Source organism: Pseudoalteromonas sp. ATL1 (assembly GCF_058933015.1).
In genome coordinates this window covers 2,281,300-2,294,080 of record NZ_JBZYXL010000001.1, presented here as the reverse complement: position 1 = coordinate 2,294,080, position 12,781 = coordinate 2,281,300, and the positions used below count along the sequence as shown (strand labels likewise).

Here is a 12,781-nt window from a genome sequence, read left to right as displayed (position 1 = left end):
ACACTACTCGTGGCGTGTAAAAAGGTAGGACACACTAGTGTGGCATACATATAATAGTCGAAAATTTTATCCCGTTCTATTTCAGAGGCGATTTATTATGATTATCGGTGTACCTAAAGAGATAAAAAACCACGAGTACCGTGTAGGTATGGTTCCTGCGAGTGTTCGTGAACTAATTAATCACGGCCACCAAGTTATTGTTGAAACGAATGCTGGTATCGGCATCGGCTTCACTGATGAAGATTATGCTGAAGTTGGCGCAACTGTATTAGGCACTGCTGCGGAAGTATTTGCACAAGCAGATATGGTAGTAAAAGTAAAAGAGCCTCAAGCAGTAGAGCGCGCTATGTTACGTGAAGGTCAAATCCTATTCACTTACCTACACTTAGCACCAGATCTTCCACAAACTGAAGACCTAGTTAAGAGCAAAGCTATCTGTATCGCTTACGAAACTGTGACTGACGCACGTGGTGGTTTACCACTTCTAGCGCCAATGTCTGAAGTTGCTGGCCGTATGTCAATTCAAGCTGGTGCTCAAGCGCTTGAAAAATCTCGCGAAGGTCGCGGTATGCTTTTAGGTGGTGTGCCAGGTGTTGAGCCAGCGAAAGTAGTTGTTATCGGTGGTGGTATGGTTGGCCGTAACGCGGCTCAAATGGCAGTAGGCCTAGGTGCAGACGTAACGATCCTTGACCGTAGCATTGATGTTCTTCGTTCGCTAAACGCACAATTTGGCAGCCAAGCAAAAGCGGTTTACTCAACTGCTGATGCGCTTGAGAAGCACGTACTTGAAGCTGACCTAGTAATCGGTGGTGTACTAATTCCTGGTGCTGCGGCGCCTAAGCTAGTAACCGCTGAGCACATCAAAGCAATGAAGCCGGGTGCAGCGATTGTTGACGTTGCGATCGACCAAGGTGGTTGTATCGCCACTTCTCGTGCAACTACACACGCAGAGCCTACTTACATCGTTGATGACGTTGTTCACTACTGTGTAGCAAACATGCCAGGTGCTGTACCACGTACTTCTACGTTTGCACTAAATAACGCAACATTGCCTTACATCATCAAGTTAGCGAACAAGGGCTATAAAGCTGCACTACTTGAAGACAAGCACTTTATGGATGGCTTGAACGTGATCAACGGTCAAATCACTTGTAAAGAAGTTGCTGACGGCTTCAACATGGAATATGTTGATGCACGCACTGCACTAGAAAACGCTTAATTCGTTTAAGAAATAAACCCATGCTTTTGCATGGGTTTTTTTATACCTAAAGCATATCCATGCAACAAGTTGATAAAATATCATTCACCTTCATTTACAATAATGAAAAAGTTCTATTGAATATCGCCTTTATTTTGCTAATCTTTTCGAATGTACCTAAAAAGGATATGTATGGAACGTCGAACATTCATGAGCAACTTGGCTCAGTTGGCTTTGTTAACAATGATCCCTCGTGCGCTCGCTGATACTGCAAGCGACTTGGCACATTGGCATAACAAGCCTCACCTTCCCAAGCACTTACAAGAGCTTTACCCATGCTTATTTGGTAAACATCTTGTTGTGGCTGGTGCGCTCGAATTAACCGGTGCTGAGCAAGGTACGATGGGCGTTATGAATGCGTCAAATGCATGCTATTTATTTGATTTAGTGAAGCAAGAGTGGCGCCTTGGTCCTTCTCTTCCCGTACGCAGGCACCATTTAGGACTGGTTAGCACTGAACATGGTGTACTTGCAGTCGGAGGATTTGCAGCAAGTAAGTCTGATCCATGGCAAGCCTGTGCCGACACATTTTTGCTTTCCAGATTAAGCGAACATTGGCACAGCTCTGTTCCACTGCCATCTCCCCAAGCTGAATCTGGCTACGCCAATATCGAAGGAAATGCCCATGTTATTTCTGGTCGTGGAATTGTACATGGTCGTCTGACTGATGTTGCAGAGCATGTTTTTTATGATGGTACTAAATGGCAATATGCAGCTCCCGTACCTTTGCCTAGAAACTCCGGCGCATGCGTCAGCATGGACAAAGGATGTTTATTGATTGGCGGTCGTATCCAAGAGAAGAATCATGAAAACCAATCCCGTGTTGACTTTTATGACCAACGTTCCGACAGGTGGTTTGAATTAGCCCCTATGCCGCAAGCCTGTGCGGGGATCGCAGCGGCCAAAAAAGGCAATAAAGTGTATGTATTTGGTGGAGAGCAATACAATCTAATCAATAATCATAATTCCGTGCCGATTATGCAAAGCAAAACCTTCAATAAAATTTGGGAATATGACTTTGCACGTGATCATTGGCAAGCACTCCCCATTACCATGACGACAACTCGCCATGGATTGGGCGCAGTGACCACCAATGAAGGCATATACCTTATAGGTGGTGCAAAGCGCCCGGGGGGTGAAATGACCACTAACTATGTCGAGCTGCTGAGCTTCAATAAGTCTTAAACGTAAATACGTCTTTAAAGCCTCCGTTATTCAACTCATCTCACGGCTCAACTGAAAAATCCAACGTTGTATTTTCAGATATCGCTACTGGTTTAATTTGATATAACTTGAATAACTCTTCTTGTGTTTCAGCATCATCAATGTGGCCAACACAGCTATATCCCACTTTATAAGTGCCTGCTTGAACAAAACCGATGGCATATTTGTTTTGCTCATCGACCGTCGCGGTTGCAATTGGAGAATTAGCGTTAACAGGATCGGTTTCAAATACATCACTCGGCTCCATTGCCTCTTCGTCATAGAGGTAAACTACATGTTTGTATTCACCTTCCGTAGGCGCCAAGTCGATATTGTCAGCAACACAAGCATCACTCAATTCTGCGCTTATCACGCCTGATAACGTATAGGTTTGTGATACATTTTCTAAACGAACAGACGTAGGTTTAAGGTAAACCGTTACATCATTTTTAGATGTGACCAGCGAACGATTTAAATCAAATTCAAGAACAAGCGAATTTTCACCCTCATTAATGGTTACTTCATTGATTTGTATTTCGCCTACCCCGTCATTTCCTTTACGTTTTACATCTAATGGAGCACGTGTATCGTCGCTGTATACAATGTGTGAGCCAAGCTCTACATTTTCCACACTCGTACCATTGATAATGTTCGCTCTGAGCCATTCATACTCACCTGCATCCAGTTCTACATCACTTAATAGTGGAAATATCGCATCCCCCGAGTATTGAAGTAAGTTAATTTGTGTTGGGTTGCCATTTTCATCTTTGGTATCGAATACGCTTGTTGAACTCTCTTTTTTCAACGTAATACCATCAATCACGATGTTCACAGCTTTCACATTCGTTACGGCTGCATCCGAAACGCCCAAAGTCATTGACGTTTTCTGGCCTGTGCTGGTGTCTTGTGAGGTATTTGAAGCGTTACCCGAGCTACTTGAGCCGCCACAGGCGCTAAGTAGTATGGCCGCCCCCAAAGGTAAAATATAAGTTAACTTAAACATGTGTTGCCCCTTTTATACTTCCAAAAATAACAACACTAACTATACAAAATGAACCTGAACACGCGTTTAACCAACACAAATAACTAGCACAAAAACAAAAAGCACTACTTTGTACCTATATTTACATGGGTTGTGCAAAATAGCTTGATTAAACGACATTTTACGAGGATGTATTCGCGACAACATGAAATCGACAATTTATCCCTTTCGATACACATAACGTACTTATTACATTATAAATTTTTAACTTCACATAAAAGATTTCAAGTTCTGTAATATCTGGTACATTAAACAGAAACTAACATTGCAAGTTTTTGTTAATGTTTTACATTTAAATGATGTCGAGTGTTGGAGATGTGCCGTGAAGTTCAAACACAAAATTGTATTAGTATCCTCGTTAGTTTTATTTCTAGCGCTCAGCGTTTTATCAATCAAACAATATTTTTCAATTAAGCAAAATTTAGAACTGCAAGTTGGCCATAGTATCAATGAGATCATTCAAGGGATCAGCAACACGGTCACTGCCAAAATGCAAGGCAGTGTTGATCTAGCATCATTGACGACGTCACTCGTATCAGAAACCAACTCTTTGCAAGAAGCATATCCTATTTTGGCACAGCCAAAACTGTCTGATAAATTTCTGCTTATCGGCTATGGCGAAGAAAATACGGGTAAATATGTGGCTAGTGATCCGTCGTGGAACCCCGGCCCGACTTGGGACCCTCGCAAAAGACCTTGGTACACAGATGCAAAAGACGCGGGTAAACTGATTGTTACAGCGCCTTACGCAGATTCAGTGAGCAAAGAAATCGTCGTATCAATTGGCACGCCAGTGACCAAGCAAGGCAGATTCCACGGCGCCATATTTTATGATGTGAGCCTCGCTGAGCTGGGCAATATGATTAACTCATTCAACCTCTTCGGCGCTGGCTTTGCCTTCATGGTCAGTACCGACGGCACTATCATTTCTCACCCTGATGTCAGCTTAAACGGCGACAAAGCGGTGAAGTTTTTGGGCGACACAAAGTTTAGCAACGATATGCAGTCAATTAGCTTAAACGGCGTGGAATATCTGGTTGACTTCCAAAAGGTAGACGGCTTTGACTGGCTCGTTGGTGTCGCACTTGAAAAAGAAAAAGTGTTTGCCGCCGTCTCTGAGCTCACGCAGGATTCCGTGTTATTTACTGTGTTATTTGTGGTTATCAGTATCATTGTGCTGTCATTGGTCGTAAACCTCCTGCTTAAACCGCTTGAAGATATTAACGATGCCATGGCTAATATTGCCCAAGGTAATGCCGATCTGACCGTGAGGCTCAATACCAATAGCGATCCTGAATTCTCCGCTCTGGCTGAAAACTTCAACTTGTTCACTGCGCGGCTACAACAGCTCATCGCGGATATTCAGGTATTAGGCCGTGAAATTTTAGAGGACGCGAAACAAACCTCTTCGGGAGCAAACCAATCTAGCAACGCAATTTCAAGACAGCTAGAGTCGCTAAACTCTTTGGCAACTGCTACTGAACATATGGCTGAAACAGAGCTACGCGTAGCAAACTCAGCGCAAGAAGCCGCAGACGCTATTCAGAAAACCGATACAGCGGCGATGGAAGGTCAAAAAATCGTGGTGCAAACCACCGATACCATTGCCAACCTATCTGAGCAGATCTCAACGGCGGTGGATGTAGTTAATGACTTAGAAGTGTCCACCAGCGGCATTGAACAGATCCTATCGGTGATCAACGGTATCGCAGAGCAAACCAACCTACTGGCACTCAATGCAGCGATAGAAGCCGCGCGCGCGGGTGAATCTGGTCGCGGGTTCGCAGTCGTTGCAGACGAAGTGAGAACACTGGCGCAACGCACCCAAGAAGCAACCACTGAAATCAAGTCGATGATTGATCAATTACAAGCTGGCGCAGTTAATGCGGTGCAAGTGATGAAACAGAGCCAATCAATTGTAGAAAAAACCGTTGGCAAAGCAGATGAAACAAGTGATTCACTACAAGCGATACGCCAAGCCATTGAACATATCGTGCAGCTCAATCTGCAAATTGCCGATATGCTCAACGAGCAGCGTCAGGTAGTCAGTGAAGTTAATTCAAACGCGATGGAGATCCGCAATATCTCAGACATGGTGTTTAATGAAGCTAAAACCGTCGACCACACAATGCAAAGTCAGGTCGACAAAATAACCGAACAAGAAAACATGCTTGAGCAATTTAAAGTTTAATAACCCATCTCATTTTTTTGCTAGGTTTGAGCAAACGCGCCAAACCTAGCAAAAATTTGAACTCCCCACCCAATTTTTACTTAATCATCGAAAAGTCATGAGAAAGTCAGGTATTTAGAACCCAGCTTCGATAAAATAATTTGCAGATTAATAAAAAATAAAAACAATTGATTTTAAAAGGAATATTATGATCCGCGTACGCGCATTAATTATTTTATCCATTTTAGCAGCCTCTTTTACAAGCCAGAGTCAAGACCAGAGCGCGTTTCCACCGCTAGAAGCTCGCTATATGGGCCAAAAGCGACCTGGACTGACACCCCAGCCATTTGCGCCGGGCATTATTGCCACAGAAGAATTCCTTGAAAGTGAAGTTTTGTTTTTACCTGATATGAGCGAACTTTCTTTTACTCGAACCGGAGGCAAGTATAAAGAGCCTACTTGGATTGTGATGCAGTATAAAGATAATAAGTGGCAAGAAAAGCCAATTCCAGCGGACGAAATTAAACAATATAAAGAAAAATTCAACCCAAGTGTCTCTAAAATAAAAAACCAAGTTCCCTTTAAGAATATACCCATTATTGGTTACACCACATCAGCCGCTAAAACACAGTATTTTTACGTTTTAGACTTTACAGATGGCAGTGGCCATATGAGCTATTCACGCTTCAAAAATGGCGCGTATGAACAAGCACACAAAATGAGCAGTGCCGTAAATCAAGGCAAATACATTGCCCACCCTTTTATTGCGCCTGACGAGTCATATCTACTAAGGGACGCGGAGAAAATAGACGAAAACACCCCGGATATTTACATCAGCTTTCACAAAAAAGATGGCTCTTGGAGCGATGCGGCGAGTTTAGGCAAAACAATCAACACCCCACTGTATGAACAACGCGCGAAAATATCCGCTGATGGCAAATACTTATTTTTCTGGAAAGGCGATGTTAAAACAAGAGAAGATGGCAGCCGCTACGTGGTAGGTAGCCCCTATTGGGTTGACGCAAAAATAATGGAGCAGTTTAGACCAAAAAAATATATAGCGTTTTATAAACGGGTATTTTTTCTACTGTTGGATGGCGCCTTCGGCTTAATCACCACCGTTTATACCCTGTAGGTCGGTATAAGTGGCGAAGCCACGCCATCCATCACTTTATTTCTTGGATTTGTTGGTGCGCCACTGAATAAAGTAAAACAAACCCGCCCCCAAAAGTGCGCTGTACAAACATACCTTATGTAGGCTATTGACTGAAATATAATTTAACAACGGATTGTATAATGAAAACGGGAAAAACGGTTGCACATCACCATGCATAATGCCATCCAAAACCACATGACTAAAACAGCCTATAAACGCGCTAATAAAGGCCACTAACCAAGATATGTTGATGATGCATCATAACGTTTCTTTGTTATCTCTTAAAGATGATAAAATATGTTTTATCGGGTAGATTGATATTATACATATTTGAACACTGTTCAATAACCACCCAATAACCACATAATGCATCTTTAGCTCATGGTAATTAAAGTATCCTCTGGCGATAAGTTGAACAAATTGTGTTAACATCATAATCAATGCGGTATATAGGATAACGCGAGTATAGAGGGAAAATAATAATAGGCTCAACCTATGAAGTGCATAAACACTAGCTAGGCATATGAACTGATTAAGCATTTTTGCTGTATAAAACAATTGTACTTTGTCATCCATCCTCATAACCAATCCCAACAAATACATACTTAATTGGTTACCTAGCATATCATTTACCAATAGGCAGAACACTGCGATAAAGCATGAACGTTCTTCATGGCAAGTATATGTGGTGGTACTTTTTCTCAGGACCAACAAACTCCTCTTATATTTCGAACAACAAATAAACCAAGCAACAATTATAGTTTCATAAATGTGCATGGCACTGGCAAGTTTTAAAAGTATTCGGTCAAGTTCGCTCATAGCCTTCACTTTCTTACATAAGCAAATAAGAGTAATAAAAGCTCATAAATATTTGAAGTACAGAACTCTATACAATGAACTTTTATAAGTTAAAGTGGGTATAAGTAAGTGGGTGTCAATTATAATTTCTGCTTCATAATATAGAAACAGCAAACCCAGCCTATCACCCATAACGACCATTCCAGCACTACCATCCCCCCTAGCCCTCAAAAACCTTATTCACCTTGTCATAAAACCACTCTTTTTCCACTTGATACGCATCTTTGTTGTCAGGGTACTTTGCTTGAAGTGCGACTTTTAAGGCATTGAGCTCATCAACCAAAGCGGGTGTTGATTTCATCACCTCGACAAAATGTAAGTGTTTAAGTGCATCAGGGTGGCCATCTTCAAAGATGTGCAAATGCGCCTTGCGCTTAGCTTTTGAAAAGTACTCACGCCCTTCAATACCATATGCGCCGCGCGCGTCGTAGCCAATAGATTCAAACTTGTTGCGCGCGTTTGTGACTTCAGATAGGTCGCTCACAATACCTAAAATATCGATGCAGTCTTTAGCCATTAAGCCGGGTATAGATGTAGAACCTATGTGGTAATAGCGGATTTTACCCCTGTATGCCGATGTTAAGCGCTTTACTTCAACTTCAAAGTCATCGGCCCAACCTGCCGAATGTGGCAACACGTACATTTTTACACCTTGTTTTTAAAAGCAATTTTATAACTTAATGTAGAACTAATGTAACCGTCAAGCGGTGTCTCTTTGCAATGACTCATTTAGGCTTTTTAAACCGATACTACGGCGTTAAAGTGAAAGCGCTCTCATCTATTTTCGCCCGAAAAAAGCAGATGACTGGGAAGATAAATTGTATGTGAAAGCAACTGAATCAGTTTGAAAGTAATAATAAAAGGTGGCTATAAACAGGTATATGATATGGTAAAAAAGCGCCAACATGGTATCAGCATGAAAACGCTTTCAGTTAATTGAATAAATTAATCACGGACGATATAACGCTGCTCAGTGGTATCAAGTGCACCGTTTTCTTTTAGGTAAGTAAACCAATATGTGATCTCATCCGATGCTCGCAAATCGCCTAGCGTTAGTTCATTCCGCCCTGCGTTCATGATCATACGTACATTCTGCTGCACGCCATTATTTACACGGTAATGCACATCTGCCCAACCGGTACTATTGACGTAAAACTGCACATACGTGCTATCAAGTTGCGTAAGCCCATATTCTGATGCCACAATTGCACAGCCTTTATCATCCACGGGGGTGTTTGCTGGCGTATCGGCACATTCATCAAGCTCATCGGGCACACCATCATTGTCTGAATCTTTAATGGGTGTAGCTCCGCCCCCAATCCAGACTATGTCATCAATCGCCATAACAAAAGACCGATTGGGTATTTGCCCATCCAGTGAAGCAATATTAAAGTGGTTTTTAATAGATTGCAGCGCAATAAGTGGCCCAGCTAAGTCATCAATTGGCACTATGGCTTGCGCCCAGTTACCATCTCGCACTAAACCGTATTTGGTTTGCCCCGCATCAAAATTGAGCCAGTGCTCATTGGTGTAAGTATCACTCACACCAATTTTAAAGCCCACATCGGCGGGGATCTTAATTCTAAAGCGTAGCTGGCCATCTCTAAATGCACTCATATCTCGCGCTTGACGTACTTGAAAGCCACCACCAAACCATTGATTAGGTTTATAGTCCCAAGCAATCACATTCTCACCCTCATAGGGAGCTAAAGTCCCCTGCGAAATCGAATTTTGATTCCAAACATAAATATCCGAGTCAACACCCGGATTGAGCTGATTGTCTGTCGGCGTGGTATCGGTAAAAACGCCGAACGTGCCGTGCTCAGGTGTTGTCACGCTGCCAAGCTTCACCTCTCCCAATCCATCCCATTCATATACCTTGACATAATCAACCACCATTTTGCCGGGTAAGGGAGCCGTGACTTGATCGTTGCGTTTGGCGTCCGTGAAGTTCCCCCCTATCGCTAAATTCATTAACAGGTAAAATGGCGCTTTAAACTCATCCGACTCGCTGCTGATCGTAAAAGGTTGATCAAACATAAAATATTCAGCGCCATTATCTATCACGGTAAAGCGGATCTGGGTGTCGCTCCAATACACGCGATACGTCACAAAGCGATTGGTTAAAGGCGAGTTTGACAGATGCGCGTTGTCATTTTGCCAAGCGACACTGGCAGCACATGTGGGGTTACCTGCACTACACGCATCTTTGCTATAAAAGATCAGGTTTGACCCGGTGTAGCTATTACTATCCGCATTAGGAAAACCAGCATCGATACGCCCTTGCATCGACTGGCCCATTTCCATGATGTCGATCTCGCCTTTGGCAGGCCACGATGCGGTGCTTGTACCCAACATCCAAAGCGCAGGCCACATTCCCGTATCGACATTAGATACTTTCACTCTAAATTCAACCATACCATATTGAATTGCTAGCTTATCTTTACTGTGAATTTTGCCTGATGAAAACGCTTTCGTACCGATGTGTTCTTTGCGCGCTTCTAGCACCAAGCCTTTGTTGCCAGGCTCTCCTTCAATATCAGCAATAGACACATTATTGTCGCTATACCATTGCAGCTCTTGGTTGCCCCAGCCACATAAACCTTGATCGCAACCATCACCAATATCAACCGTCCAAACATCCGTATTAAAGGTGTTAAAGTCATCTTGCCACAACAGTTTACCCACAGCCGCCCAAGCCGGTGAGGCGCTTGCAAACGTCATTGCAACACCAGCCAAAGCCAGTTTTGTATCTTTAAAATTATTCATTGCTTATTCCTTTACATGTTGTCATCAATTGCGCTTTGGCATACTCGCCAATACAAGCTGCGCAGTCAGTATCTGTTACAAGCCAGTCTGCAAAGTTGTTTTGAAGGCATCTAAACAGATAACAAAACGCTAACATGTAAGCGCTTACACAAACAAGCGTAAATTTCAAAATTTTGTGAGTCAGCTCTTAATATACCGGCTTTTAGTGATGCCCATTTGTCCATTCAAGTTTCATGTAGCTTAGGCAATATATTGATATCTATAATTTGATCTGTATTTGCTCATTCGACCTTCGTGCATTCAGTTACGACTTTAAAACATCGCTATTTTTGCAGTGGCGATGAATAATCATAAAAACTCAACACCCACTCTCTGCCCGAAGCTTCCTTCGTTTGAGTCGTATTAGCCATTAAAGCAATCGCAAAAGATCAAATGAAAGATAATATGAAAGTGTTTAACTGATTGATAAATAAAAATCTGATAAACACTCATACACGGCAATATTAAGCAAAATACACGCTCATTAATGACCATAATCGCCATTTATTTGCATTAAGAGAATTGAGTGTAAACGCTTTCAAATTAAATAGGCTTTAGCAATTTTCACCATGTAGCCGCTTATATTTTGTGGCCGATGGCCTGTACTACAGAAGCAAGCCCTGTGTGATAAATCCCCTCTAACACTTCCCGTTCTCGCTCAACCAAGGTGCTAAATTGTAAGCTTGGTAGCTCTGTTGCGAGTGTAGTCTTGGTTTGCATCGTATCAGCGCAACTTCCACCACCTGTGCCGTATTTTAGTTGCTCTGGAGTGTAAGACTCCGTTAAAAACACCCCACCAACACAGAGCCCACGCGCCACTTTTTCGTATACCAATGTCCTAACATCCGATGGTAAAGGGCAAAATATTGAGATGATTGCCTGCCACGCATTTTCTTCTATTTCAAAATCACTTAAATCTGCATGAATACAGGTTATCGATACGCCATTTAAACGGGCGAGTTTTTGCGCTTTCTCAAGCCCTACAAGCGAGCTATCAACAGCGGTAACATCATAGCCCTGTGTGGCTAAATACACTGCATTTCGTCCTTCACCCTCAGCGAGACTTAACACGTTTCCCTTCGGTATACAGTTTATATTTTCCTTTAGAAAGTCATTTGCAGAAGTGCCATACACATAATCGCTTGTTTGGTATCTTTCATCCCACATAACAGGTTCCTCTTTGTAGATTTAGCGCCTTTATGAGACCATGCTACTACTTCAAGTCAACTTTAAGTCAAGATCAGCATATGGATATTAGCGAAGCCTCTAAACTATCAAACTTACGCTCCTCCACACTTCGCTATTACGAAGAAATCGGTTTAATTAAGTCCATAGGGCGCAGCGGTTTAAAGCGCGTATTTGCCAGCAATATTATTGAAAAGCTTAATTTTATTTCTTTAGGGCGTGCTGCTGGGTTATCACTCGACGATATAAAAAGCATGATGCATTCTGGGCAGATACACGTTGATAGAACACTTTTACTATCAAAAGCAGATGAATTAGATAAACAAATAAATACATTGAGGGCAATGCGTGATGGTCTTATACATGCGGCTAATTGCCCAGCAAACGATCATTTTGAATGCCCAAAATTTGTTAAGCTACTTAAAATTGCCAATCAACGATGGAATTCATTAAAGCGTTCTAAAAAAGATTAAACGTATAACAATCACTCGGTATTTTCGTGTTCGCGACAGATCAGTGCAACATCACCTTCACTAAGAGGCAGCTTCACCAATTCACAAAAATAACTGCCATCATCCTCTTGCCTGTTGTAACGACAAGATTTACATACACCAAACGTTTTTAAACCATTGGCATTCAATAACGCCAATAACAACTGTTGCAGTGCGGCGGCAATATCATCTTGTGTTTGCTCACTCAGCGTATTACATGCGTTAACAAATAAAGTGGTAGGAATTGTTTCTTTAACTAGCTTGTGCCCTGCCGAAGACAACCTTAGATGAGTCACTCGTTTGTCTACAATATCAATCTCTTTTACGACGAGTTCTTTCTTTTCTAGCACTTTGATTGTTTGCGAAACAGTCCCTTTGGTTAACCCCAAATACTCAGTCACCGCCATTGGCGTATCAGAAAAGCGATTACACAGGGATAAATAATGCAACACTTCAAGCTGCACGGGTTGTAGCCCATGCTCTGTAACCGCTTTACGTGCGCCAACTTTGAGCAGCTCCGCCAAGCGCTCCACGCTGTTATAGATATAATTTGATTTCATACGTCAATAGTATCGACTAAAAACTAGTTTGACAACTTAGATTTTGCCAA

Annotated in this window: 10 protein-coding genes; 5 read left to right on the top strand and 5 right to left on the bottom strand. The window is 42.3% G+C overall.

Annotated elements, in window-relative coordinates:
* Positions 1-97 precede the first annotated feature (97 nt).
* Together ald and AC5FX4_RS10385 are read left to right on the top strand one after the other, a co-directional pair.
* On the top strand, positions 98-1,219 hold the full coding sequence (gene ald, locus AC5FX4_RS10390; protein ID WP_493606329.1) for an alanine dehydrogenase: 1,122 nt from the start codon (positions 98-100) through the stop codon (positions 1,217-1,219).
* 171 nt (positions 1,220-1,390) lie between these two features.
* Entirely contained in the window at positions 1,391-2,443 is a 1,053-nt protein-coding gene (locus tag AC5FX4_RS10385) for a Kelch repeat-containing protein (RefSeq protein WP_493606328.1), read from the top strand.
* 40 nt (positions 2,444-2,483) lie between these two features.
* On the opposite strand, the gene AC5FX4_RS10380 is transcribed toward AC5FX4_RS10385, so the two are convergent.
* Positions 2,484-3,464, bottom strand: coding sequence for a DUF4382 domain-containing protein (locus AC5FX4_RS10380; protein WP_493606327.1), 981 nt, complete (start codon positions 3,462-3,464; stop codon positions 2,484-2,486).
* Positions 3,465-3,825: 361 nt separating this feature from the next.
* Between AC5FX4_RS10380 and AC5FX4_RS10375 the strand changes: the two genes are divergently transcribed.
* Both AC5FX4_RS10375 and AC5FX4_RS10370 read left to right on the top strand, forming a co-directional pair.
* Entirely contained in the window at positions 3,826-5,694 is a 1,869-nt protein-coding gene (locus AC5FX4_RS10375) for a methyl-accepting chemotaxis protein (RefSeq protein WP_493606326.1), read from the top strand.
* Between the two features lie 187 nt (positions 5,695-5,881).
* Positions 5,882-6,808: a hypothetical protein gene (locus AC5FX4_RS10370; RefSeq protein WP_493606325.1), complete on the top strand. Its 927-nt coding sequence runs from the start codon at positions 5,882-5,884 to the stop codon at positions 6,806-6,808.
* 1,039 nt (positions 6,809-7,847) lie between these two features.
* Here AC5FX4_RS10370 and AC5FX4_RS10365 read toward each other — a convergent pair.
* The 3 genes from AC5FX4_RS10365 to AC5FX4_RS10355 form a co-directional block, all read right to left on the bottom strand.
* Positions 7,848-8,330: a GrpB family protein gene (locus AC5FX4_RS10365; protein ID WP_493606324.1), complete on the bottom strand. Its 483-nt coding sequence runs from the start codon at positions 8,328-8,330 to the stop codon at positions 7,848-7,850.
* Between the two features lie 302 nt (positions 8,331-8,632).
* Positions 8,633-10,456 (bottom strand): glycoside hydrolase family 16 protein, encoded by a 1,824-nt coding sequence (locus tag AC5FX4_RS10360; protein WP_493606323.1) that lies wholly within the window; start codon positions 10,454-10,456, stop codon positions 8,633-8,635.
* Positions 10,457-11,074: 618 nt separating this feature from the next.
* A complete protein-coding gene (locus AC5FX4_RS10355) occupies positions 11,075-11,662 on the bottom strand; it encodes a class I SAM-dependent methyltransferase (RefSeq protein ID WP_493606322.1) in 588 nt (195 codons plus the stop codon).
* 80 nt (positions 11,663-11,742) lie between these two features.
* Here AC5FX4_RS10355 and AC5FX4_RS10350 point away from each other — a divergent pair, with 80 nt between their 5' ends.
* Positions 11,743-12,153: a helix-turn-helix domain-containing protein gene (locus AC5FX4_RS10350; protein WP_493607805.1), complete on the top strand. Its 411-nt coding sequence runs from the start codon at positions 11,743-11,745 to the stop codon at positions 12,151-12,153.
* 11 nt (positions 12,154-12,164) lie between these two features.
* Here AC5FX4_RS10350 and AC5FX4_RS10345 read toward each other — a convergent pair whose 3' ends face one another.
* Positions 12,165-12,731: a MarR family winged helix-turn-helix transcriptional regulator gene (locus AC5FX4_RS10345; RefSeq protein ID WP_493606321.1), complete on the bottom strand. Its 567-nt coding sequence runs from the start codon at positions 12,729-12,731 to the stop codon at positions 12,165-12,167.
* Positions 12,732-12,781: the final 50 nt, after the last annotated feature.

Excerpts from the sequence above, each read along its gene's own strand:
- ald (WP_493606329.1), top strand. The coding sequence starts at position 98 with ATGATTATCGGTGTACCTAAAGAGATAAAAAACCACGAGTACCGTGTA.
- AC5FX4_RS10385 (WP_493606328.1), top strand. The coding sequence starts at position 1,391 with ATGGAACGTCGAACATTCATGAGCAACTTGGCTCAGTTGGCTTTGTTA.
- AC5FX4_RS10380 (WP_493606327.1), bottom strand. The coding sequence starts at position 3,464 with ATGTTTAAGTTAACTTATATTTTACCTTTGGGGGCGGCCATACTACTT.
- AC5FX4_RS10370 (WP_493606325.1), top strand. The coding sequence starts at position 5,882 with ATGATCCGCGTACGCGCATTAATTATTTTATCCATTTTAGCAGCCTCT.
- AC5FX4_RS10365 (WP_493606324.1), bottom strand. The coding sequence starts at position 8,330 with ATGTACGTGTTGCCACATTCGGCAGGTTGGGCCGATGACTTTGAAGTT.
- AC5FX4_RS10360 (WP_493606323.1), bottom strand. The coding sequence starts at position 10,456 with ATGAATAATTTTAAAGATACAAAACTGGCTTTGGCTGGTGTTGCAATG.
- AC5FX4_RS10355 (WP_493606322.1), bottom strand. The coding sequence starts at position 11,662 with ATGTGGGATGAAAGATACCAAACAAGCGATTATGTGTATGGCACTTCT.
- AC5FX4_RS10350 (WP_493607805.1), top strand. The coding sequence starts at position 11,743 with ATGGATATTAGCGAAGCCTCTAAACTATCAAACTTACGCTCCTCCACA.
- AC5FX4_RS10345 (WP_493606321.1), bottom strand. The coding sequence starts at position 12,731 with ATGAAATCAAATTATATCTATAACAGCGTGGAGCGCTTGGCGGAGCTG.